General features: G+C 42.3%; 20 protein-coding genes and 1 pseudogene. 9 read left to right on the top strand and 12 right to left on the bottom strand.

The annotated features are described in order from the left end of the window. The coding region (locus tag G5T77_RS15590; RefSeq protein ID WP_166138431.1) for an endonuclease domain-containing protein at positions 1-357 on the bottom strand (357 nt) is incomplete at its 3' end. A 276-nt stretch (positions 358-633) separates the two neighbouring features. Here G5T77_RS15590 and dhaK point away from each other — a divergent pair. Continuing rightward, positions 634-2,364, top strand: coding sequence for a dihydroxyacetone kinase subunit DhaK (dhaK, locus tag G5T77_RS15585; RefSeq protein WP_166138434.1), 1,731 nt, complete (start codon positions 634-636; stop codon positions 2,362-2,364). Between the two features lie 135 nt (positions 2,365-2,499). On the opposite strand, the gene G5T77_RS15580 is transcribed toward dhaK, so the two are convergent. The 4 genes from G5T77_RS15580 to G5T77_RS15565 form a co-directional block, all read right to left on the bottom strand. Continuing rightward, positions 2,500-2,850 (bottom strand): endonuclease domain-containing protein, encoded by a 351-nt coding sequence (locus tag G5T77_RS15580; protein ID WP_166138437.1) that lies wholly within the window; start codon positions 2,848-2,850, stop codon positions 2,500-2,502. Between the two features lie 151 nt (positions 2,851-3,001). Further along, positions 3,002-4,276 (bottom strand): glutaminase, encoded by a 1,275-nt coding sequence (locus tag G5T77_RS15575; RefSeq protein ID WP_166138439.1) that lies wholly within the window; start codon positions 4,274-4,276, stop codon positions 3,002-3,004. 266 nt (positions 4,277-4,542) lie between these two features. Next, positions 4,543-5,349, bottom strand: a complete 807-nt coding sequence (locus G5T77_RS15570; RefSeq protein ID WP_159122835.1) for an SDR family oxidoreductase — start codon at positions 5,347-5,349, stop codon at positions 4,543-4,545. Beyond that, positions 5,349-6,044, bottom strand: coding sequence for a hypothetical protein (locus tag G5T77_RS15565; RefSeq protein WP_166138442.1), 696 nt, complete (start codon positions 6,042-6,044; stop codon positions 5,349-5,351). The genes G5T77_RS15570 and G5T77_RS15565 overlap by 1 nt, the downstream gene beginning before the upstream one ends. Positions 6,045-6,218: 174 nt before the next feature. Between G5T77_RS15565 and G5T77_RS15560 the strand changes: the two genes are divergently transcribed. Together G5T77_RS15560 and G5T77_RS15555 are read left to right on the top strand one after the other, a co-directional pair. Further along, a complete protein-coding gene (locus G5T77_RS15560) occupies positions 6,219-9,113 on the top strand; it encodes a valine--tRNA ligase (RefSeq protein ID WP_166138444.1) in 2,895 nt (964 codons plus the stop codon). A gap of 118 nt (positions 9,114-9,231) precedes the next feature. Then, positions 9,232-11,517, top strand: coding sequence for a P-loop NTPase fold protein (locus tag G5T77_RS15555; protein ID WP_166138448.1), 2,286 nt, complete (start codon positions 9,232-9,234; stop codon positions 11,515-11,517). Positions 11,518-11,577: 60 nt separating this feature from the next. Here the strand turns inward: G5T77_RS15555 and G5T77_RS15550 are convergent, their stop codons facing one another. Next, positions 11,578-12,621, bottom strand: coding sequence for a molecular chaperone DnaJ (locus G5T77_RS15550; protein ID WP_166138450.1), 1,044 nt, complete (start codon positions 12,619-12,621; stop codon positions 11,578-11,580). Positions 12,622-12,764: 143 nt separating this feature from the next. After that, positions 12,765-13,451: a carbonic anhydrase family protein gene (locus G5T77_RS15545; RefSeq protein ID WP_166138472.1), complete on the bottom strand. Its 687-nt coding sequence runs from the start codon at positions 13,449-13,451 to the stop codon at positions 12,765-12,767. Positions 13,452-13,930: 479 nt separating this feature from the next. Between G5T77_RS15545 and G5T77_RS15540 the strand changes: the two genes are divergently transcribed. After that, entirely contained in the window at positions 13,931-14,608 is a 678-nt protein-coding gene (locus G5T77_RS15540; RefSeq protein WP_166138453.1) for a YetF domain-containing protein, read from the top strand. On the opposite strand, the pseudogene G5T77_RS15535 reads toward G5T77_RS15540, so the two are convergent. The 3 genes and pseudogenes from G5T77_RS15535 to G5T77_RS15525 all read right to left on the bottom strand — a co-directional run bounded on the left by G5T77_RS15535 (position 14,605) and on the right by G5T77_RS15525 (position 17,948). Then, positions 14,605-15,305, bottom strand: a pseudogene (locus G5T77_RS15535) (HAD family hydrolase). The gene G5T77_RS15540 and the pseudogene G5T77_RS15535 overlap by 4 nt on opposite strands. A gap of 137 nt (positions 15,306-15,442) precedes the next feature. Then, entirely contained in the window at positions 15,443-16,570 is a 1,128-nt protein-coding gene (locus tag G5T77_RS15530) for a porin (RefSeq protein ID WP_166138456.1), read from the bottom strand. A 136-nt stretch (positions 16,571-16,706) separates the two neighbouring features. After that, positions 16,707-17,948, bottom strand: a complete 1,242-nt coding sequence (locus G5T77_RS15525) for an MFS transporter (protein WP_166138458.1) — start codon at positions 17,946-17,948, stop codon at positions 16,707-16,709. Between the two features lie 133 nt (positions 17,949-18,081). Here G5T77_RS15525 and G5T77_RS15520 point away from each other — a divergent pair, with 133 nt between their 5' ends. The 5 genes from G5T77_RS15520 to putP all read left to right on the top strand — a co-directional run bounded on the left by G5T77_RS15520 (position 18,082) and on the right by putP (position 22,856). Further along, positions 18,082-18,711 carry a 1-acyl-sn-glycerol-3-phosphate acyltransferase gene (locus tag G5T77_RS15520; protein ID WP_166138461.1) on the top strand — a complete coding sequence of 210 codons (630 nt, stop codon included), beginning with the start codon at positions 18,082-18,084 and terminating at the stop codon, positions 18,709-18,711. A 63-nt stretch (positions 18,712-18,774) separates the two neighbouring features. Next, positions 18,775-19,692 carry a patatin-like phospholipase family protein gene (locus G5T77_RS15515; RefSeq protein WP_004783071.1) on the top strand — a complete coding sequence of 306 codons (918 nt, stop codon included), beginning with the start codon at positions 18,775-18,777 and terminating at the stop codon, positions 19,690-19,692. Between the two features lie 101 nt (positions 19,693-19,793). Further along, positions 19,794-20,276, top strand: coding sequence for an NfeD family protein (locus G5T77_RS15510; RefSeq protein WP_166138464.1), 483 nt, complete (start codon positions 19,794-19,796; stop codon positions 20,274-20,276). 3 nt (positions 20,277-20,279) lie between these two features. Continuing rightward, on the top strand, positions 20,280-21,131 hold the full coding sequence (locus G5T77_RS15505; RefSeq protein WP_005234507.1) for an SPFH domain-containing protein: 852 nt from the start codon (positions 20,280-20,282) through the stop codon (positions 21,129-21,131). Positions 21,132-21,344: 213 nt separating this feature from the next. Next, complete coding sequence (putP, locus tag G5T77_RS15500; RefSeq protein WP_159122845.1) at positions 21,345-22,856, top strand: sodium/proline symporter PutP; 1,512 nt, start codon at positions 21,345-21,347, stop codon at positions 22,854-22,856. A gap of 83 nt (positions 22,857-22,939) precedes the next feature. Here putP and G5T77_RS15495 read toward each other — a convergent pair whose 3' ends face one another. Together G5T77_RS15495 and prpF are read right to left on the bottom strand one after the other, a co-directional pair. Beyond that, positions 22,940-23,848 (bottom strand): farnesyl diphosphate synthase, encoded by a 909-nt coding sequence (locus G5T77_RS15495; RefSeq protein ID WP_166138467.1) that lies wholly within the window; start codon positions 23,846-23,848, stop codon positions 22,940-22,942. A 225-nt stretch (positions 23,849-24,073) separates the two neighbouring features. Then, the gene (prpF, locus tag G5T77_RS15490) at positions 24,074-25,264 is read right to left on the bottom strand and encodes a 2-methylaconitate cis-trans isomerase PrpF (protein ID WP_166138470.1); all 1,191 of its coding nucleotides are present in this window, start codon (positions 25,262-25,264) and stop codon (positions 24,074-24,076) included. Positions 25,265-25,332: the final 68 nt, after the last annotated feature.

Raw genomic sequence — 25,332 nt, 5'->3', positions numbered from 1 at the left:
TTTTGCTAGTCTAGAGCCTTTATAAATTACATTTGCTACATCATCAATCCGCCCCATCACCTGCCCATTATCAAACCTCAATACTTTCAACCCAAATTGAGCCAAAGCTTCATCTCGAATTCGATCTGCTTCTAAACCTTCATCCGTAAAGTGCTGGCTGCCATCATACTCAATAATCAAATTAGCAGCGGGACAGTAAAAATCCACGATGTAATTTAAAATTGGCTTCTGTCTATAAAACTGCAAACCTAAAATTTGCTTATTCCGAAGTCGTGACCATAATAACTTTTCAGCATCGGTCAGGTTGTTACGTAGGTCACGTGAGGCTTGTTTTAAGTTTTTATTATAGAGTCTCATTTTTGTTCTCTTTTTTTGGAATCTCCCCTAACCCTGAGCCATATATGGCGCAAGAACAAAGAGAGGGACTCCATGTAAACAAATAAATTACGTGACAGCTCCTTCCTTAGAAAAAGGGAGGTTGGGAGGGCTTTAATTTATCAAATATGCGCCCCTTTTTTAGCCCATCAATCCCAAACAATTCGTTTTTACACTTTTAAGTCTGCAAAAATCATCACTTTCATGAATAATAGACCAATAAATTTATCTCCCAAATCAATGACTATTGGTGTTCCAATGAAGAAACTCATGAACGGTGCTGAAAACATCGTTGTTGAAATGTGCAAAGGCTTTGTCCTGGCACATCCAGAACTGGCATTTAATGAATCTTATAAAATCATTTCCCGAAAAGAAAAACACCAAAATGTCGCCCTGATCAGTGGTGGTGGTAGCGGTCATGAACCAGCCCATGCCGGCTTTGTCGGTCAAGGCATGCTGGATGCTGCCATATGTGGTGACGTGTTTGCCTCACCTTCACAAATTCAGGTCTATAAAGCCTTACAGCAAGTCGCGACTGACAAAGGCGTCTTGATGATCATCAAAAACTATTCTGGCGATATGATGAATTTCCAGAATGGTGCAGCTTTAGCCACAGAAGATGGTATTAAAGTTGATTACGTGAAAGTCGCTGATGACATTGCAGTAAAAGACAGTCTATATACAGTTGGCCGTCGTGGCGTTGCCGGTACGGTCTTCGTCCATAAAATTGCCGGTGCTGCTGCATCTAAAGGTTATGAGCTGGCACGTGTTAAAGAACTTGCACAAAAAGCTGCGGACAATGTGATTAGCCTTGGTTTTGCCTATACCTCTTGTACCGCCCCCGCCAAAGGCACACCAACGTTCACTTTAGCTGATGATGAAATGGAATACGGCGTCGGCATCCACGGTGAACCGGGCATCCGTCGTGAAAAAATCCTGCCGTCTAAAGAACTGGCACAACGTATTGTTGATGACTTGTTTCTGGATCGTCCAAACCTGACTGAAGTGGCTGTTCTGGTAAATGGTTTTGGCACAACTCCACTGCAAGAATTGTTTGTGTTCAATAACGATGTATGTGAACATCTGGCAAGTAAAGGCATCAAAATTTACCGTACCTTTGTCGGCAACTACATGACCAGTATCGACATGGCAGGTGCATCGGTTTCCTTGTTGGCAGTGGATGACGAACTAAAAACTTATCTGGATGCGGAAGCCAATACTCCCGCATTTAAAATGGATGGTTCACCTGCACTGCCATTTGAGTTTGCTGCCAAAGACCAAACTGCTGTACGCACAGTAAATACAGATGTTGAAACACATCCTGAACATGCGGTGATTGCCAATGAACACTTCACTATTGAAAACATGCGCTATGTGGTCGATGTGATGAGTGCCTGCATCATTAAAAATGAAGTGCCTTTCTGTGAATTAGATGCTCATGCAGGTGATGGCGACTTCGGTATGAGCGTGGCTAAAGGCTTTAAACAGCTAAAACGTCAATGGCATGAACTGGTTCAAGCTGAACAGATGGATGATTTCCTGCTGAACTGCTCCATGATCATCATGGAACATTGTGGCGGTGCATCAGGTCCAATCTGGGGTTCTGCTTTCCGTGCAGCAAGTAAAGCTATAAAACGCAAAACTACATTAACCGTGGCGGATTTTGCCGACATGCTACAAGCTGCTGTTAAAGGCATTCAGATTACAGGCGAACGCTCATTCGGTCGTGGTGCCGTGGTTGGTGACAAAACCCTGATTGATGCTCTGGTACCTTGTGCAGATTCATGGTCTGCCAATATCGACAAGACCTTTAAAGAAAACTTTGTTCTAGGTGCTCAAGCAGCAGTTCAAGGTGCGGAATCAACTAAAGAGATCGTAGCGCGTATGGGCCGTGCCGGGACTGTAGGTGATCGTAGTCTGGGTTATCCAGATGCTGGCGCACATGGTTTAGGTGTGATCTTTACTGATATTGCTGAGCATATTAAATAATTAGAAATCCCTCCCTTACGAAGCGGTGCTTCTCACCCTTTAGAAAAGGGAGGAACCACGCGAATTTAATATTGTTATTAGATCCATATGAAGTCCCTCCTTTGTAAAAGGGGGATTTAGGGGGATTCTGTTTGATTAACTACAATATTTAAATATTACAGAAATTACTTCTTCTAACTGATTCATTATCTGTAAATTACTAAATCTTAATACTCTTAAATTTAACTCTCTCAATGCTTCATCCCTTATTCGATCTGTCTCCAAACCCTCTTCAGTAAAATGTTGATCACCATCGCACTCAATCGCCAGATTCACTGCTGGGCAATAAAAATCCACAATATAATTTAAAATTGGCTTTTGCCGATAAAACTGCAAACCTAAGATTTGCTTATTACGAAGTCGTGACCATAACAGCTTTTCAGCTTCAGTCATGTTGTTTCGTAGATTGCGTGATACTTGTTTTAAATTTTTATTGTAGGGTTTCATTATTATTCTTATTAAATTAGTTTAATCCCTCCTAACCTCCCTTTAAGAAAGGGAGGAACTACGCGAATTTTATGCTGTCATTAAATTCGAGGGAAGTCCCCCTTTGTAAAAGGTGAGAGGCATTGCTTCGCAAGAGGGGGATTCCATTCCTTTATTTAAATCTCTCCAAAAACTTCTCCAACTCCTCCGTCACCACCACCCTTTTTCTACCCTTCAACTGGTCCTTATCCAGCAAACCTTCTGAATCTACGACTAGTACTTTATGTCCATCCTGTTTTAAACGATCTACACCTTCAAACAGCATTCGGGCACCGACATCATGCATCAAAGTGAGATTAGTCAAATCGAGGATAATGGTACTTTTACCTTCAGGTTCATCCTGCAAAATGCGTAGCAGCATTTCAGACTCGGTAAACTGCAATACGCCACGCAGTTCATAAACCACGACGTTATTCTTTTTCCCCACTGTGTAACGACTTTGCAAAATGGTCTGTGCTGACGGCGTACCTTCCATGAGATGCAGTCCCATATCGTGCGACAGATTTTCAAAGATTCTGACCCCACGCACACTATTACCATGCTCATCAATTTTCGGAGAAAATACCGCAATCCCAACTTGCCCTGGCAGCACTCCAATAATGCCACCTGCCACGCCACTTTTGGCCGGAATACCGACTGTGGTCAGCCAGTCTCCAGCAGCATCATACATACCGCAGGTCAACATCACACTGAGCAATTGCCGGACTAAAGCCCGATCCAGCATGCGCTTACCTGTCTTGGGATGCACACCACCATTGGCCAAGATACTGGTGATCACCGCCAGATCTTTGACGGTGACCTTAATTGCGCACTGCTTGATATAGCCATGCACGATTTCTTTAGGATCTTCGTCCAGCACACCAACAGTACGTAACATGTAGCCAATCGACATGTTACGAAAAGCCGTTTTAATCTCAGAGTTATACACCTGCTCATCAAAGGACAATTCACGTCCTGCCAGTCCACTTAAAAAACGGCGTAATTGTTCAGCACGTGATACCGTTTTCTTGGCAGGAATCAGGGAATGTGTAGTAATCGCACCAGAATTAATCATGGGGTTTTTGGGAATATTGCGTTCTTTTTCCAACGAAATCTGGTTAAAGGCCTCTCCCGAAGGTTCTACACCCACTTTTTCCAGAACCTGTTTTAGCCCTAGCTCTTTGATTGCAAGCGCATAGGCAAAAGGCTTGGAAAGAGACTGCATAGTAAATTCAACGTCATCATCCCCGGCAGAATAAATGGTCCCGTCTACAGTCGATAGTGCAAGTCCGAGCTTGTCAGGATTAACCGACGCGAGTTCAGGAATATAATCCGCCAGTGCGCCTTTTTTATTATCATGGCAAGCAGAAAGCACATGATTCAAATAATCCGGTACTGGCGTTTTCATGGCAAATGCTCCCATCTCAATCTTTTATATCATTTTTATTAAAACTGAATACTGAAGACGGTTTTGCTACTTTTATGCAGTTTTATGTTGTGAAAATGGGATATGGACAAAAGAGATAGAGAAAATAAATGAATTCATTGGACAAGATCAGGAAGCTTAAAATAGATAAATTATAAAGATGAGCATACTATTTTCAGATTACAGGTCTATTTCTATCGAGCAATAAACCTGTAACCGATGACAACCAGCTTGATCTTGCAAACAGATTATTTCACCTTAGTTTTGCGAATCATCTTATACAATACTTTTGGCGATAGACGTGACACTAGAACACCCAGTTTTTCTTTAGAGCCCCCCACCACGATATATTCTTCACCACGTTTCAACGCTTCTACAGTCTGACGGGCAAAATCAGCCGGTTCCAGGCCATTTTCAATCGCTTCATCCTGCTTGGCCTGAGGTTTGCCTTCCCCATTTAAGGCATTAAAAGACACATTAGTTTTAATAAAGCCCGGAAAAATCACGGATACCTGAATACCCTGATCTGCCATTTCAGCGCGCAGGCTATTCGCCCACATATGAATCGCGCCTTTGGCTGCTGAATAAGACGCCCGATATTGAGTTCCAAGCAGGCCGGCCACACTGGAAATAAAAGCAATCCGGCCAGATTTCTGTTTTAAAAATGTCGGTAAAACTGTTTTGGTGAAAAACACCTGAGAGAAATAATCGACTTCCATAATGGCGCGTTCAGTCTGCATGGTGGTTTCCTGAATCAGGGCACGCTGGCTGAGTCCGGCATTATTGATTAGCCAGTCAATGCGGCCTTTCTCACTCAGCACCTGTTCATAAGCCGTGCGTACCTGACTTTCATCAGTAATATCGGCCACGACTGAGATGTGTTGATCAGGATTCACCAGTCCTGAACGGACTTTTTCCAGTTCTTCCAAACGTCGTGCAGTCAATACTATCTGTGCACCTTGGGCAGCACATTCTTCAGCCAGTGCCTTACCAATTCCTGAAGATGCTCCGGTAATCCAGACTACTTTTCCCTGTAAATTTTCTAGTTTTGCCATTAAATCCTGTCATCCTCTTTATATGAATGTGTTCCTGGCGGCATTTCATCTTCCAGAAATGCCAGCAACTGCTCAAAATAATAACTCATGGTATCCGCATCATAGAGGCTACCGAGTTTATCAAAACGTTTATAACCCAGTTGTGTGGTCAGGTGAATCACACCATTCAATGTTTTATCCACCACCACATTAAATTTCAGCATCTTTTTTGGTTCACGCACCAGATGCGTCACACCCTGATCCACCACCTGAATAAAAGCTTTCAATGCCGGTGAGACATACTGGTTATTGCCACTTTTCATCTGCTCCACGCAGCCCAGCAGTTCCGTGATCAGCATGCGTTCTACCGGATAGCGAACAAAGTATCCATCTTCATTTTCATGGGTCATCTTGTACAGATAGTTCACCATAGGAATCAGTCGGTCATTACCAAAAAACGAAACCGACCATGGCATATATTTGCGAGTCGTTTCTAAAATCTGTTGAATGACTTTTTCGGATTCCTGATCTGGGGAGCTAGAGAGCTGCACCACACGACCAAAAATCTGGTCAATAATTTCACAGGCAATATCGGCCAGATTTTCACCGAGCAGTTTGGCCAGGCTTTCCTGCTCACCGGCATTAAATCGGGAATGCAGGTCTTTAAAGCGTTGATGGGTATCGGGGTGAATCTTGAGAGAAATGCTATAGCTCATCTTGTTATCCTTTTTTTAATCGTCTGCGATGAGTCGCGTTTTATCAATCTATCATACGTTGAGTTCAGGCAACTGCCAATTGGCGAAAGTTTGCTTTTGGTTAAGCTGCCGCATGCCTTGATTTTTTTGCTACAATAGATGCAATTTTTTATCCACTTTTGATCTGTTTAGACTATGACTGATTCAGCGCAAAATATTGCTACGACCTACGATCCGACCGAGATCGAGAAAAAATGGTACCAAACCTGGGAAGAGCGCGGTTACTTCAAGCCGTCTCAAAAAGGTGAATCATTCTGTATCATGATTCCGCCGCCAAACGTCACTGGTAGCTTGCACATGGGTCATGGTTTTAACAATGCCATTATGGATGCCTTGACTCGTTATAAACGTATGTCAGGCAAAAATACCTTATGGCAGCCAGGTACTGACCATGCGGGGATCGCAACTCAGATGGTTGTTGAGCGTCAGTTAGGTGCTCAAGGCGTAAGTCGTCATGATCTGGGCCGTGAAAAGTTCATCGAAAAAGTCTGGGAATGGAAAGAACAGTCCGGCGGTAACATTACTCGTCAAATCCGTCGTTTGGGTTCTTCTGTAGACTGGTCACGTGAACGCTTCACCATGGATGAAGGTTTATCCAATGCCGTTAAAGAAGTGTTCGTGAAACTGCATGAAGAAGGCCTGATTTACCGCGGCAAACGTCTGGTGAACTGGGATCCTAAACTGCAAACTGCCCTGTCTGACCTTGAAGTAGAATCTGATAAAGAAGAACAAAGCTCATTGTGGCACTTCAAATATTTCTTTGAAGATAAATCGCTTCGCACTCAAGATGGCAAAGACCATATTGTCGTTGCAACCACTCGTCCAGAAACATTACTCGGTGATACTGCAGTTGCGGTCAACCCTGAAGATGAGCGATATGCACATCTTGTCGGTAAAAATATCGTATTGCCTATTACTGGCCGTACCGTTGCCATTGTTGCTGACGAATATGTTGAAAAAGAATTCGGTACAGGATGTGTAAAAATTACACCTGCACACGACTTCAATGACTATGAAGTGGGTAAACGCTGTGGTCTGGCACTGATCAACATCTTCAACAAAAATGCCGAAGTTCTGGCTGAGTTTGAATACATCGCGAAAGCGGGCGAACAGATTTCTAAAACCATCCCTGCGCCTGCAGACTACATTGGTTTAGAGCGTTTTGAAGCGCGTAAAAAACTGGTTGAGCAAGCGGAAGCTGAAGGCTGGTTAGATCAGATCCAACCATACACACTGAAACCACCTCGCGGTGACCGTTCAGGCGTGATCGTTGAGCCATTATTGACAGACCAATGGTATGTAAAAATCGCTCCACTGGCTGAACCTGCGATTGAAGCGGTTAAAGATGGCCGTATCAAGTTCGTTCCTGAGCAGTACAGCAACATGTACATGTCATGGATGAACAACATTCAGGACTGGTGTATCTCGCGTCAATTGTGGTGGGGTCACCGTATTCCGGCTTGGTACGATGCTGAAGGCAATGTATTTGTCGGGCGTAACGAAGAAGAAGTTCGTGCGAAACACGGTATTGCACCTGAAGTTGAATTGAAACAGGATGAAGATGTACTGGATACCTGGTTCTCTTCTGGTTTGTGGACATTCTCAACTCTAGGCTGGACTGGCGACGAAGCGAAAGATAAAGAAAACTATTTCTTGAATACTTTCCACCCGACTGATGTTCTTGTCACTGGTTTCGACATCATTTTCTTCTGGGTTGCCCGTATGATCATGATGACCATGCACTTCATGAAAAATGAAGATGGCACACCACAAGTACCATTCAAAACTGTGTATGTACACGGTCTGGTACGTGATGGCGAAGGTCAGAAGATGTCTAAGTCTAAAGGTAACGTGCTTGACCCATTAGACCTGATTGATGGTGTTGATCTGGAAACCTTGGTACAAAAACGTACTTTCGGTCTGATGAACCCTAAACAGGCTGCGAAGATTGAAAAATCGACCCGTAAAGAATTCCCTGAAGGTATTCAGGCTTACGGTACGGATGCAGTTCGTTTCACATTCTGTGCGCTTGCCAATACTGGCCGTGACATCAAATTCGACATGAAACGTGTGGAAGGTTACCGTAACTTCGCCAACAAAATCTGGAACGGTACTCGTTTCGTGATGATGAACGTGGAAGGTCAAACCGTTGGTCAAACTGCACGTCCTGATCTTTGGGAATTGCCTGAACAATGGATCGTGAGCCGTCTGCAAAAAGCGGAACAAGCAGTTCAGCAAGCATTCGCGACTTACCGTTTAGACCTGGCTGCGCAAGCGATCTACGAGTTCATCTGGAATGAATACTGTGACTGGTATGTCGAGCTGACTAAACCGGTTCTAAACGATGAAAACGTATCTGAAGAGCGTAAAGCTGAAGTTCGTCGTGTGTTATTGGCTGTGATGGAAGCGTCTTTACGTCTTGCTCACCCAATCATGCCTTACCTGACTGAAGAAATCTGGCAAACGCTTGCACCTAAACTGGGAATCTCTGGCGAAACCATCATGCTGGCTCAGTACCCTGTTGCTGACGAAGCGAAGATCAACGAACAAGCTGAAGCAGATATGCAATGGCTGCAAGGTCTGATCGGTGCGGTACGTAACATCCGTGGTGAAATGGGCTTAGGTAATGCACGCCTATTACCTGTTCTTCTTCAGAACACCACTGAAGCTGAAAAAGCACAGATTACTCGTATTGAAGCATTGTTCAAAGCATTGGCGAAAGTTGAAAGTATCACCTTCCTGGCTGATGGCGAGCAACCTCCGCTCTCTTCATCTTCAGTCGTTGGTCACGTGTCTGTATTCGTTCCAATGAAGGGCTTGATTGATCCTAAAGCGGAATTGGGTCGTCTACAAAAGGACTTAGACAAGGTTCAAAAACAGCATGACCAGATTGCCAACAAACTTTCTAACGAAGGTTTCGTTGCAAAAGCACCTGCGGCTGTGGTTGAAGGTGAACGTGCGAAACTGGCTGAGTTTGCTGACCAGTTAGCGAAAATTAAAGCGAATATGGAGCAGATTGCAGCGCTTTAATTTCTTATTAAATGTTTAAAAAATAAGCTAAAATCCTCTCAAATTTGAGGGGATTTTTTTTTGAATCATAATGATATTTGATAGAATTATTTGATTAAAAATTTATAAATACCCCAACATGACAAATATAGATAAATACGCATTTTCTGCTGATAGACCAATTAGAAATTTAGAACAGGACTTATTAGGTCGAGCTGATTTTGCAAAAAACTTAAGTGATGCTATTTCTCAATGGAAAGGTGATGAAAGTCTAGTTATTGCGTTGCATGGAGATTGGGGCTCAGGAAAATCATCAATTAAAAATATGGCATTGTCTTATTCAAAAAAGCAAGACACCCCACCCACAATTATAGAGTTTTCACCTTGGGAATGGTCAGCTCAGGATAAGATTGTTCAAGCTTTTTTTGATGAAATATCAAAATCTATTGGAAGGAAAGACTCATCTAAAGAAGATCAAAATTTGGCAAATATATTTGCTAAGTATGGTAATCACCTTTCTACAGCTCACACGATTTTTAAAAGTGCTAATCTTTTCGTTCCTTTATTAACTACTGCAATTTTAGGTACAGGACTAGTAAGTAGCTATTTTACTGATAATATACAATTAGTGTTACTCATTACGACCTTAACATCACTCATTCCTATTCTTATGTCAGTTACTGAGAAAGGAAGTGACATACTAGGTAAAATGTCAGAAAATTCTAGTCAAAAGGCTAAGCTAAATGAAAAAACCTTAGTAGAAATTCGTGAGGAATTAATTACCGCTTTGAAGAGTAGGACAACTCCTCTTTTAATCGTTATGGATGATATTGATCGCCTAACAACTGTAGAGTTGCGAATGATCTTTCAATTAATTAAAGCAAATACTGATTTTCCTAATGTAATATTTTTACTTTTATTTCAGAAAGATATAGTTGAAAAAAAGCTCACTGATATAACGCAATCTGGCGAGAACTATCTAGAAAAAATTATTCAAATACCTTTTACAATTCCACAAATTCAATTAAAACAAGTCCATGGAGTTCTAGTTAATCTACTAGAAGGTGTGATAAATAGTCATACTGATGCAGACAAAAAATTTGATCAAAAAAGATGGGTGGAAATTTATCATAACGGTTTAAAAAACTATTTCAATAATTTAAGAAATGTTTATAGATTCAACTCGACTCTATGCTTTAACTTTAATCTTTTTAAAAATAATGATATTTTTGAAGCAGATCCAATAGATTTGATAGCCATTGAATGCTTAAGAGTATTTGAGCCGAATGTTTATAGCAAACTTTCCAACTCTAAAAAAGCTTTTACCTCTTTAGGTTCTGTCTCGAGTAACAATCAAACAGATAAAGTAAAATATTCACGAATAATTGAAGATATTTTCAAGAGCGCATCTGAGAAAAATAGAGAATCTGTCGAAGGTATTTTAAAAACCCTCTTTCCTACTACTCAGTGGATCATAAGTAACTATTATCATGATTATAGTTCATATCAAGAATGGTTTACTCAACTCAGAGTATGCCATAAAGACCATTTTGATAAGTATTTTAAACTTAGTTTTGATAGCGAAAGTTTTTCTACATCAGACTTTATAGATTTCTTGCAACAAGCAAGTAATAGAACACAACTTAAAGAGAAAATCCTTGCCTTAGATGCAAGAAACGTACTAGAAGATTTTTTATCTAAATTTGAAGCTTATAGCAAACAAGTTCCTAAAGAAAATTTCGAATCATACCTTTATGCAATGTTTGATACTTGTGAAGAGGTAAATATTGAATCAAGCAGTTCTATTTTCTTTACAGCACAAAGACGCTTATTCAGATTATCATTCTGGTGCTTAGAAAGTATTGAGAACAGACAAGAGAGAGCTAAACTTCTAATTAATTACATTAATCAATATTCAAATTTCTCTATTATTAAAGATATTCTAATTGAAGAACATAAATCTAGAGATAATAATGCTGATACCCTATTAGATGATTCAGATTTTGAACAACTCAAAAAAGATTTTATTCTTAAATTAAGTCAATTTTGTATCTCAAACCCTGAGTCTATAATTAAAAACCCATCATTCCGTTCATTTATGTATCTTTGGATAGAATGGGGGAACTCTTCTGATACTCTTAATTGGTTTGAATCCGAAACTCAGGATATACAAGGCATTCTAAAGATACTTAAGACAATGATCCAAAGTACTACATCTTATGGCGGTTCCTATACTAAACCTCATGTCAAAAGATATATTAAAGCTGATACTGTTATAAAGTTCTTAAACATTCCTCGCATATCAAACATAATCAACTCTGCTGATTTTTCTATTCTTTCAGAAGAGGAAAATGACTTAATCAAAATGCTCAGAAAAGGATTCGAAAATAAAGCTAATGGAAGAGATGATGATTGGGATGGCTAACTCTCACCCCTTTGCGAAGCAGCGCTTCTCATCCCAAAGGGAGAAGTGCTTCTAATTAAGTTAAAGCATCCCATGCCTTAAAAACATCTCTAATCCTTTCACCTTTTTGATATACATCAGGCGTTCTTTTTCGACTTTAATCTGCTGCTTGATAGTGGAAGTATCTTCATCAATCTGCTTATACAGATCAGCAATTTGAACCTTGCCTTTCGCCTTTTTGACTGCAATTCTGGTTTTCGATGACCAGACCAATCTATTGATCAATGCATCAATCTGCTCTTGTAACTTCTGGCTCTGCGCCTCCAAAGCCAGTTGATATAGCTTGACTTGCTCTGCACTTAAACTCTTTTGCGAAGGATCTCGGTCTTGCTCAATCTGAAGCTGCATTTTCAATAAAGCAAACAAATCTTGTTCTGCATAGGCCTCATTGGCACGTTGCAACAATTCAGTTTTTTTAATCTTTTTTACATCATTTGCTTCACGATCCGGATGAATCGCCGCAGCAATCTTTAAATATACAGATTTCACTGACTGCTCTGCCATCGCAGCCGCCTGTTCCTGTTTTTCCTGCTGGCGTTTTAGTTTGGCCTGCTCGCGGATTTGCTGAAAATGATCAGAGGCCCATTCTTCAAATCCCTCAGCATCTGCCGGATCTGGGACATTTTCATTCTTAAAAAACCTTTCCAGTTCATTGGTCTTTTTCTGGCTTTTTCTGAATTGAGCATGTTCAGCGCGTTGCTGATAATAAGTGAAGATTTCATTTACCTTATTGGCTTCTTGCGCTGACATCGCCTGAGAATCTTGCAGATAATCTGCCAGGTATTGAATCTTCTCATCCAGCACTATCAACTCGGCCTTGGTAAAATCTGTTTCCTGTAAATGCGTCCAGAGCTGTTCGAGCTGCTCAAACAGCACACCATGCAATTCATGATAGACCGGGATGAAAGTTTTATGAGTATATTGCTGTAGGTCTTCTTCAGCCTGTTGCCATTGTTTTAACTCCAACTTCTGCTGTTCGATTTTATCAATCAGACGATCCAGCTTCTTCTGCTGTGGCGAAAGTGCTGTGAATGGCTGGATCATGGTTTTTAAGTCAAAGAGCATGGCAGCAGAAAGACCCAAGGAAATCTAATCTATATTAATTCTTTCAGCATTCGCCACAAAGTTCTTTTCATCTTAGGCTATTGAAATTTGTATCAGAATTAAAAAAAGCAGAACTGTGTCTGCTTTTTCCATGCTGCTGTTTATTATTCCAGTACCACACGGCCATTTAAGGGCTGTACCGGACGGTTATTTGAATGTCCCATTAGCTTGGAAAATTCTGAAATCTGTTGCTTTGAGGCCTGCTGGATCTCTTTCAGAATTAACCAGCGCACACCTTCGGAACATGGTGGTGTGGTCAGCGAACCACTAAAGCGGTAATAATCCAGATTCTTAGGCAACATCTCATTTACAGGTTGCGGTTTCTTCAAGACGACTTTTTCACCTTGCTTTTTCGGCAAGCGATTCCACATACGTTTAAGCATCGGATTTTCTGTACCCTGCTCAAACATCATCGCCACTACAGCAAGTTCCCCTTGAGCATTGGCATGGACAAAATGAATCTCTAGAGGATAGCTCTTGCCCTTAATCAGGTTCTCACTTGGGCTATGTAGATGAAACTGTTTCAGCACAAAAGTTTCACCATCCAGCTGTAATTCTCCGCCTTGGGCAAAGTCTACCTGAACGGTATGACCTTTATTTTCAATTGCGTGAATCATGGTGTTATAGCTAAACTTGAGCGGTTCCAGTTCGGCTTTGACAGTTCGCTCAATATTGATTGGTGACTGGTTCAATCCATTACAGGCTGAATATTTCTGGTTTAGAGTCGACCACTGTTCAGGCTGATCATAGTTCCAGTCTGCATCTGCAAATACCGCTGTACTTAAGCCCATAACCGTTAAAAGCGTGAATATCTTTTTCACAATACATCCTTTCTTGGAAGTCAAAATCAATATTTTTAATTTAAAAAACAGATTTTTAGCTTGCTTTAATCGCTATATTTTTCAGGCCACAACATACAGAAATTTATAAGTATCACGTTATTTGATTACAAATCATTAAATAGTTCTCATTATTCCTAGGAAATTACTCAGATTTTATCTTGATATATTTCAGCAGGATATTATTTATACTGATTAAAAGTCATACAGAGTAAAATATGAACTGGTTCAAATTTAATCTGTTGAATAATCAATCAATATTTACATGAAATATCTATCTTATTTTCTCAAAATCGCTATATCTTTTATTCACAGCGATCATATTCAAAAAACATAATTTATTTTTATTCAAAAACTTACACAATTACAGCAGCAAATTAACAGCTGAGATTGCTAGACTCGAAACAAAGAGTGTTCTGGAAATAATAACAATGGACTGGGCCACCATATTTATAAATGATACGACCTGGGAATTTGCCACAGAGATTTTGCTACGCTGCGTAGTCATGTACGCGATGATTATCCTGTTTCTGCGGCTGACAGGTAAACGTGGGGTACGACAACTTTCGATCTTTGAAGTCACCATCATTCTTGCCTTAGGTTCTATTGCCGGCGATCCGATGTTTACAGAAGATCTTCCCCTGATTCAGGCAGCACTGATCATGTCGGTGATCATTTTCCTGTATCGTCTGACCACCTGGCTCATGATGAAATTTCAATGGTTTGAAGACCTGCTCGAAGGCAAGCCAATTCATATTGTGGAAGATGGTTTACTGGTCATTGATGAAATTAAAAAAGGTAAAATGTCCCATGATGAATTCTTTGCTGAGATGCGTCAGCAAGGCATTGAACATTTAGGTCAGGTGCGCCTAGGTTTACTGGAAACTGACGGTAAATTCAGCATTTTGTATTTCCATCCAGATGATGTCCGGTATGGACTCCCACTTTTTCCTAAATCCTGCTGCATTGTCAAAGAAGTCAGGCCAGAAGAGCTTTATGCCTGTATTTATTGCGGTCAAGTCCAGCATTTAAAAGAAGCAGAACAGACTTGTCCACGCTGCCATTCTCACCAATGGGCAAAAGCCATGAATAGCCACCGGATTACTTAGAGCTGCTTAAGCCTTTGTAAATGATCAAATATTTCTGGTAGTTGCTGAATCTTGTATTGAATATGCCCAGCATCCGGATGGAAACCTTGCATCCACAAAGCAGCATACCTGCGGCTGTTGCGCCTTGAACATCATTAACAGGATGATCACCAATATAAAGACATTGTTCTGGCTGTACGCCTAAACGCTCTGCGGTAATCTGGAAAATTTCCGGTTGCGGTTTATTAAAGCCGACCAATCCTGAACTGACAATCTCATCAAAATACTCTGCAATACCTAAACCGCGAATGGTATTTAATCGGGTCTCATGTCCGCCATTGGATACAATGGCCAAGCGATAACCTTCAGTTTTAAGCTGTTTTAATACTTGCCCTGCTTGCGGCATCTCTACGGCGAAACGTCCAAACTCGCTGAACCAGAACTGCGCTAGCTCCTCTAGATCTGGTGGAATTAACCAGGATAATTCCTGCAACAATGCATATGCAGCTGAAGCGCCAATACTGCCATGAGTCAGCAATTCCTTTTTCGGATAACCGCCATTATCAATGCGTCGTACAATTTCGATAATTTTCTCAAGCTCAACCTGTGCAAATGCTGAAGCATAATATTCTGCCAGATAACGGCTATAGGCCTGTGTCGTCAGGTCACGGTGCGTCAAGGTATTGTCGAGATCGAATAGAACTGCTTGAATGGTCATAATTAAAAAAGGAATAGAAGGTTTTCTGTCATGGTAACAGCTGGGAACTTTCAGGATTAGACCTAAAATTGCTAAGTTTTGTTGTTTTAGGCATAAAAAAAGCGATGCCGAAGCACCGCTTTTATTTTGTTCTAAAATTAGAACTTGTATTCAATACCTGTACCAACTACTGGTTGTTTAGTTTCAGCTGCACCTCTTTCAAGGAATAAAGCACCTGCATAGCCATATGCTTTGACTTGTTTAGAGAATGCATAATCAGCACCTAATAAAAATTGTTGTGCTTCGAAGTCATCACCTATTTTAAACTCAGTCGTGTTCTGGCTATATTGACCTTTTACTGTCCAGTTTTTTGCATTTGGCAGATTATATTCAGCACCAATTAACCAGCCTTGTGCATCATCAATATTTGCTGCATCAGCAGCGAGGTTTGTACTGACATCATTTCCAGCAACATCTTCAACTTCTGAAGTTTGATATAGAGCACGTAGAGACAGACCACCATCAAGGTTTACACGGCCAATAGCACGGATTGTATTCGCAGCAGCAAAAATTGCTCTACTATCGCCAATTTCACCTCTCGCAGTGTTTAAGATACCCACACCCGCAAAGTTTGACGGAATCGCTTTATCATAACCAATACCTAAAACTACAGGTTTGCTGTCGTACACTACAGATGCCGACCATGCATCACCTAGACCACGACCTGCAACTTTAGAACCGCCATTAGATTTAGATATGCCACCCGCTTCACCTGAAGCTAATAACGCAGTAGCTTTAACTTTACCTTCACCTACAGCGAGTGCTGGAGCTTCATAAACAACTACGTTATCAATACGGTTTTCACCAGTAAAAATACCATTTACGTCTGCCTTATTTGCAACGTAGTTATTGAAAGTGTCAACTGTCGCAGATAACTGTTTTACAGGCGTATCGATTTTACCCAGTTTTACTGCACCTAATTTTTCATCTTTTAAACCGACTAAAAGGTTACGTGGTACAAATGTATCGCTGCTTCCCCCATTATCTACATAGAATGTAAATTCCGCTTGATAAAGACCACTTAAACGGTCAGTCAGTTTTTCATCACCTTTAATACCGATAAATGAGTTATTACTATTTAATTCTACAACGTCACGGTTACCGCTGGCATTGTCTTCAGGTAAGTAATCTACTGTCGCATCAATTTCACCATAGAAAGTTGGTGCTGCAAATGTAGTCCCTGCTAAAAGGCTGAGTGCGATTGCTGTTGCTAACTTAGTTTTCATTAAAAAATCCTTTAACTTATTTTGTTACAAATAATACACACGGCGTCTATATTACAAAATTATTAAAAAAATATTTACATATTCTTTTTAATACTTTAGGTGGGGAGTGAATTAACTTACTTATTCATAAGAGATTTTAAATATTTTTCGCCATTTTCATCCATCGGAAAATAGGAATCAGGCAAAAAATCGCAATAATTACGATCAAATTTAGATAGTTTTGGTAACCCAAAGCGTCCCCTAATAGCCCGCTCAGGCTATAAAGTCCCCCGCTTATAGTAGCCATCAAGGCGACCTGAAAGGTGAAATCAGTCCCTGCCAGATGCTTGCGACTGTATTGCATCACCAAGGTCAGCATAACCACTAGGAGCATGGCCGATACCATATCTTCAACAGCATTAATAAGATAAATGATCCAGTTTGCTACTTTGTTCTGGGCTTCATATTGTGCAGCCAGCCAGGCATAAGCGATTAGACTGAGTATTTTCAGAATAGAGAAAATCATTAAACTCCAGCTAAGAGACCAGTATTTCAAACACCAGCCTGCTAGCCCTGCGCCAATCAACGCTGCAAAAGCGCCAAGTATGGTGACATAAATACCAATCTGACTAAAACTCAGTCCCAAATCGACCATCAAAGGTTTTAATAAGGGCCCAGACAGACCATCCGCCACTTTAAAGGTTAGTAAAACCAGTAGCCATGTCGCCAAGGTAGAATCAGCTAAAAAGTATTGAAAATAAGTTTTTATTCTAGTCCGTGCAGGTAATTTCTCGGATGATGAAGAAATCATCTTTTGATGATCTGGTTCTTTAAACCATAACACCGGTAAAGTATTCAGAAAGACCAGAGCTGCCAGTAGCAAAAAGGTCATCTGCCATTGCAAAAAGTCGAGTAACCACAGGATTGCCCCGCCTCCAACAATAAAGCCCAAGCGGGAGCCAATCACCTGAAAGGTATTACCCCAGTGCTGTTGTTCATTTTTTAGAATATTGACTGCCAGTCCATCGGTAGCAATATCCTGAGTAGCGCCGATCCCATTCATCACTAACAACGTGATAAAAAAGGTCAGCAGAAACAGGGGCTGGTTTAAGGCTTGGATCGGCAAGAAGGACAGCCCAATCAGTACAGCGACAGAAAGCCATTGCAAAGGAATAATCCAGCTTCGATAATGACCTCTAGCTTTTGATCCATGGCGATCAACTAAAGGTGCCCAGAAGATTTTAATCGACCATGGCAGCATGAGCAGGCCAAAGCCACCAATATGTGCCAGAGATACGCCTTCAGCTCGCAGAATGACCGGCAAGGCATGGGTCATAAACCCGACCGGAAGCCCCTGTGCCCAATATAGGGAAAACAATAAAATATAAGTATTCCGCATATTCAGCGCAGGTCCTTAAGGTAAAAATGCTAAAAGCATCCATCATCGCTATACATTTTGCCAATGATCCAGATTTTACAACAGTCTAATATGATCAAAAATAAAGAAAAATACGTTTCAGGATGAGACATCGATGAGTACAACACGTTTCCCCAGACTCCCTCCATTGGTTCCCTCCCGCGGAGGTAAACTGAGCCAAATCCTGTTTAAACAGCTATTTTTGGCTCAGGGCTGGCAGCTCAAAGGCGAGTTCCCTAACCTGCCTAAAGCAGTGGCAATTATTTCCCCACATACCTCGAATATCGATGCCTGGTTAGGCTTTAATGCTCTACTCGGTCTGGGTATTCAGATTACGATTTTTGGTAAAGACAGCCTGTTTCGTACTCCACTTAAACCCATTCTGGAATGGATCGGTGTAGTTCCTGTAGTACGCGATACACCGCAAGGTCACACCCGACAAATTGTTGACGTGATTAATAAGACAGACCGAATCTGGGTAGGTATGGCACCGGAAGGTTCTCGCAAGGCGCCAGAAAAAATCCGCAGTGGTTTTTATCATATTGCCAAGGCAGCCCATTTGCCGATTGTGATGTTTTCCTTTGACTATGACATCAAGACCGTTCATATCCTCGGTGTATATCACCTGACAGGTGATTATGAATATGATCTGGAACAGATCTATAAGCATTATGAAGGTAAATTTTCGGCCAAAAATCCGGATTGGGTCGCCAAGCCGTTACAAAAGCTTTTGAAAAAAGACTAGGCAAAACTGGCTTTTTTTGATGTGATAGCCTGAATTTTGTTGATTTAATCACCAGTTTTTATAATGAAATTAACCCGTTATGCTCTGATTGGCTGCTTGGGTTTAAGCCTTGCAGCATGTGATAAAGCTACTAAAACCCCAACAACCTCTACTCCTCTTCAGGCTCGTGAACCTGTGGTGGCTATTGCGCTCGGTGGTGGCGGTGCCAAAGGCTTTGCCCATATCGGGGTACTCAAAGTCCTCGAATCGCACGGCATCAAACCGAAGATTGTTACTGGAACTAGTGCCGGAAGCTTCGTGGGCAGTCTATATGCCAGCGGCAAATCTCCTTATCAGTTGCAGCAAATCGCCTTGAACTTTAAAGAATCCGATATTCGTGATTTAACCCTGAACCGCCAAGGGATTATTGCCGGACAGAAACTGCAGGATTTCGTCAATAAAAATGTGGCGAATAAACCGATTGAACAGTTCCCGATTCGCTTCGCGGCAGTGGCAACCCGCCTAGACAATGGCCGTAAAGCTGACTTTATCAAAGGCAATGCCGGACAAGCCGTGCGTGCCTCTTGCAGTATTCCGAATGTCTTTGTGCCCGCTGTAATTGGCGGTACAAAATATGTCGATGGCGGTCTGGTTAGTCCAATTCCAGTAAAAACGGCCAAAGATATGGGAGCAGATATTGTTATTGCCGTAGATATATCTGCACGTCCGGACAGCAATAAAGCACTCAACATGTGGGGCGTACTGGACCAGACGATTAATATTATGGGTCAGCAAAGTATCAATGAAGAACTCAGGCAAGCTAATATCGTGATCCAGCCTAAAGTAGGTCATATTGGTACGCTGGATTTAAAAGCCAGCAATGAGACCATTCTTGAAGGTGAAAAAGCCGCGCAACTGAAAATCCGTTCAATTGAAAAAGCCATCAGTGATTTTAGGCAGTCTCCGGCTGCATTCAAGCCTGCACGACCGGCAAAATTTTAATCAGAAATTTTTTATATTCATCTGCTGCAGCATCTGCTACATTGGAAGTAAATCATATAAAGATGATGATTAATTAAATACTTAGCAATATAGGTCACGATATGGAATTAGTTCTTGAACCTTGGCACTGGTTTGTATTGGGAATACTTCTTATTCTGTCAGAATTACTCCTGCCCGCTTTTGCTGCCCTCTGGTTCGGGATTGGTGCCATTATGGTCGGCGTTCTGTATTGGATGTTCCCGATGATGGGACTGACCACCCAGATCCTGACCTGGATCATCCTGTCTATTCTTTGTACCTTGCTCTGGTTTAAGTTTATCAAGCCGCTTTCTATCGACAAGACCAAAGCCGGCCTGTCGCGCGAAGCCACTATTGGCCAAATTGGCATGGTGATTCAGACCGATCTTGAACAGGATCAGATCCGGGTCCGTTTTCCGCTACCCGTTCTAGGCTCGGATGAATGGGATTGCCGTGCTCTGGATAAAGTTCAGGTTGGAGATCGTGTCCGTGTTGTCGATATCTTGGGAAATGACCTGGTTGTACAGCCCCACAGCACTCAATATCAAAACGAAAAAGGTGAATAAATTATGTCTGCTGGCACTATCATTGTTATTGCGTTCTTGGCCTTTGTTGCGATTACCATTTTTAAAGGTGTACGAATTGTTCCACAAGGCTATAAATGGATCGTACAACGTCTGGGTAAATACCACACCACACTTAATCCTGGCCTGAATTTTGTTATTCCTTATGTAGATGAAGTGGCTTATAAAGTCACCACCAAAGATATCGTTCTGGATATTCCTTCTCAGGAAGTGATTACCCGTGATAACGCTGTCTTGCTGATGAATGCGGTAGCTTATATCAACCTGACAACTCCAGAAAAAGCGGTATACGGGATTGAGAACTACTCATGGGCAATTCAGAACCTGGTACAAACTTCGCTACGTTCAATCGTGGGTGAAATGGATCTGGATGATGCCTTATCTTCGCGTGATCATATCAAGGCACGTTTAAAGTCCAGCATTTCTGATGATATTTCAGACTGGGGAATCACCTTAAAGACGGTTGAAATTCAGGATATTAAACCTTCTGTAACCATGCAGACGGCGATGGAAGAACAGGCAGCGGCAGAGCGTCAACGTCGTGCAACCGTGACTAAAGCGGATGGTGAAAAACAGGCCGCCATTCTGGAAGCTGATGGTCGTCTGGAAGCGTCACGTCGTGATGCAGAAGCACAAGTCGTACTGGCAGAATCTTCACAGCGTGCGATTGATATGGTGAGTCAGGCAATTGGCGATAAGGAAATTCCTGTGGCTTATCTGTTGGGTGAACAATATGTCAAAGCCATGCAGGATATGGCCAAGTCTCCAAATGCCAAGACTGTGGTCTTGCCTGCCGATGTGCTGAATACCATTCGCGGTGTGATGGGACGTCACTAAGTTTCAGAGATACTTCACAATAGGCAGCCAATTGGTTGCCTATTTTCTTTCAAAATAAGAAAATCTCAGCAAAGATTGTGAATTTATGGTTAAATTTCGCGTTTATTTTTGAAATCCTCTGGATTCGATGTTGCCTGGCTTTCGGATTAAAGTCTTTCGCATCTGTCATAATCCTTGTTTCGATCTACTGTCCAACTTAAAAATGGATACCGTATGAGCTCCCTAAATCCAACCTTAATTACCTTTCTTTTTTATATTGTCGGCATGGTCGTAATTGGCCTGATGGCATACCGCGCGACAAACAACTTTTCTGATTACATCTTAGGGGGCCGACGTTTAGGTAGTTTCGTAACTGCACTTTCTGCAGGGGCTTCCGACATGAGTGGCTGGCTGCTGATGGGCTTGCCAGGCGCAATTTATCTTTCTGGCCTGTCTGAAATGTGGATTGCGATTGGTCTGATTATCGGTGCATGGCTGAACTGGCTGCTGGTTGCGGGCCGTTTACGGGTCCATACCGAAGTCCAGCACAATGCCCTGACCCTGCCGGACTATTTCTCGAACCGTTTTAACGATCAGAAAAAAGTGCTGCGTGTGGTTTCTGCATTTGTCATTCTGATTTTCTTTGCAATTTACTGTGCTTCAGGCATGGTGGCAGGTGCACGTCTGTTCGAAAGCATGTTCGACATGTCTTATAGCACAGCGCTCTGGATCAGTGCGATTGCAACCATCAGTTATGTGTTTATTGGCGGTTTCCTGGCAGTCAGCTGGACCGATACCATTCAGGCAACCCTGATGATCTTCGCCCTGCTTCTTACGCCAATCGTAACCATCCTGACTTTTTCAGATATGTCGCAAGTTACGCTCGCTTTGGAAGCCGCACGTCCACAGGCCATGAACTTGGTCGGTGATCTGAGTACCATCGCGATCCTGTCATTAATGGCATGGGGTTTGGGTTATTTTGGTCAGCCGCATATTTTAGTGCGTTTCATGGCCGCCGATTCAGTGAAGTCGATTCCAAATGCACGCCGTATCGGGATGACCTGGATGACGCTTTGTTTGGGTGGTGCAGTGGCCGCAGGTTTCTTTGGTATTGCCTATTTCCAGCAACATCCGGAACTCGCTGCTGTGGTGAATGCCAATCCTGAAACCGTGTTTATGGAACTGACTAAAATCCTGTTCAATCCATGGATTGCCGGTGTGGTTCTGGCGGCAATTTTGGCCGCGGTGATGAGTACGCTTAGCTGTCAGTTACTGGTTTGTTCAAGTACCCTGACTGAAGACTTCTATAAATCATTCCTACGTAAAAATGCCTCACAAAAAGAACTGGTTTGGGTCGGTCGTTTGATGGTGCTTCTCATTGCTTTATTGGCAATCTGGATGGCTGGTAATCCTGAATCTAAAGTCTTGGGTCTGGTGGCGTATGCCTGGGCAGGTTTTGGCGCTGCTTTTGGTCCACTGATTATTCTGTCTTTGTTCTGGAAGCGCATGACCTTGAATGGCGCCTTGGCAGGCATGATCGTTGGCGCATGTATGGTGATTCTGTGGAAGAATACTGTTGGTGGAACAGGTCTTGGTTTTATTCCAGCCGGCATCTATGAAATTATTCCAGGCTTTATCTGTTCTTGGATTGCGATTGTAGTTGTAAGTCTCTTAGGCAAAGCACCAACAGCTGAAATTACAACACGCTTTGAACAGGCAGAACGTCTGTATAACGAAAGCAAGTAATTCAATATAAAAGAAAAGAGGACTTTAAGTCCTCTTTTTTATGCTCGTTTTAAGCTAATTTCAGGAAGATTAGTTTATTTAAATCAGCTCTTACGTGTTAGCAGGAACTGGGTAATCTGCATCAGGTCATCAGCTTGACCTTCAAAATGATTCAGTGCAGTCATCGCCTGATCATGTAACTGCTGTGCATAGGCCTGGGCTTTCTCTAAACCCATTAATGCTGGATAAGTTGACTTCTCCACCTGTTCATCCTTGCCCGCGGTTTTACCCAGCACTTCTGTATCAGAAATAATATCCAGAATATCGTCCTGCACCTGGAAAGCCAGACCAATCGCTTGCCCGAATTCACGCAGTTTTGGAATGGCCACATCAGTCCCTTCAAAGATCGTCACCGCTGCCATCATAATCGCTGCACTGATCAAGGCACCGGTTTTATTTCGGTGAATCGTCTCCAGTGCTTCCTGATCAATTTTTTTGCCTTCGGCCTGTAAATCCAGTACCTGACCATTGACCATTTTCGAGGAAGCAGTCGCCAGAATCTGCATCTGCTTCAAGACAATCGCAGGTTCTACTGCAGGCCCCTGATCAAACAGACGACTACCCAGAATTTCAAACGCCATAGATTGCAAAATATCACCCGCCAAAAGAGCCGTATCTTCACCAAAAGCAGCATGACAGGTTGGCTGACCACGACGTAACAAGTCATTGTCCATACATGGCAGATCATCATGTGCCAGTGAATAGCAATGAATAAACTCGATCGCAACTGCGGCACGGCGTACCGCAGCACTATTCTGATTCGGCTTTAATGCAGCAGTGGCATAACAGAGCGCTGGACGTACCCGCTTTCCTCCTAGCATTACGGCATGATGTACTGCCGACTTTAACGGTTCTGGAATGGAAAAGGCTTCCAAAGCAGTCATTAAATCATGTTGAATCCGTTGTTGTGCTTGAGTTAGTGCATGGGTTGATACGTCAGTGATAGATGACACATTCGCCTCGAATACGTAGCCAGAATAATAAAATGACAAGTTTATAAGTGCCTGTCTGTTATCAGGTATTGTACCTAGAATTGCTTTGAATTTTCAGTCTTAAATCCAAATGTTGTTTCATAATTCTGTATTGAGACTGAAAATTTGAGGTAGAAAATCTGCATCAATAAAAAACCACCAGAGAACTGATGGTTTTACTTAGGCTAATTTTCTCAAGGAATAATTTTAAGAGAGAACATCTTCAGGGACACGCACCCAACCTTCCATTAGCACACGAGCACTACGACTCATAATGGCTTTTTTCACTTTCCATTCCCCATTTTCCTGCACTGCTTGCGCACCCACTCTTAAGGTACCGGAAGGATGACCAAAGCGGACTGATTCACGCTCCCCGCCACCTGCAACACGATTAACCAAGGTTCCCGGAATCGCTGCCGCTGTTCCAATCGCTACAGCGGCTGTTCCCATCATGGCATGATGCAACTTACCCATCGATAAGGCACGGACCAGAATATCGCTATCTGCTTCAGTGACTTCCTTACCACTAGAGGACGTATAAGTCTTTGGTGGAGCCACAAAAGCGATCTTTGGCGTATGCTGACGTGTAACAGCTTCACTAATATCCTGAATCAGCCCCATCTGTTGAGCAGCATAGGCTCGGATGGTTTCAAACTTCACCAAGGCAGTTGCATCATTATTGATATGGTCCTGTAACTCGGTACCGTTATAGCCTAGATCTTCTGCCTTTAAGAAAACTGTCGGGATCCCGGCATTAATCATCGTCACTTCAAAGCTGCCAATATTCGGTACTTCCAGCATATCGGTTAAATTTCCGGTCGGAAACATTGAACCGCCCTCAGCATCATCATCGGCTGGATCCAGAAATTCAATCTGTACTTCAGCTGCTGGGAAAGTTACGCCATCCAGCTCAAAATCGCCTAGTTCCTGAACCTGACCATTCTGCATCGGTACATGGGCAATAATGGTTTTCTGAATATTCGCCTGCCAGATTCGCACCGTACACAGTCCATTTTCAGGAATACGTGCAGGATCGACCAGATCATTGGAAATCGCAAATGCTCCAACTGCTGCAGTCAGATTGCCACAATTACCACTCCAGTCTACAAAAGGGCGATCAATCGATACCTGACCGAATAGATAATCTACATCATGATTTTCCTGCTGGCTTTTAGACAGAATCACGGTTTTGCTGGTACTTGAACTGGCACCGCCCATACCATCAATCTGCTTGCCATAAGGATCCGGGCTGCCGATCACTCTTAATAACAGCTGATCCCGAATCCGGCCTGCCTGTTGTGCAGCAACAGGTAAATCGTCCAGTTTAAAGAACACCCCTTTACTGGTGCCTCCGCGCATGTAAGTGGCTGGGATTTTGATTTGGGCAGCGAAACTCATGAATACTTTCTTCCTCTGGCTTGTCTTTATTCTGATCAAAATTATTGAGGCTCTAGACTAGCAGATTT

The organism is Acinetobacter sp. GFQ9D191M (genome assembly GCF_011174875.1).
GTDB lineage: Bacteria > Pseudomonadota > Gammaproteobacteria > Pseudomonadales > Moraxellaceae > Acinetobacter.
Note: the sequence above shows the minus strand (reverse complement) of the source record. Positions and strands in the feature narration are given on the sequence as shown.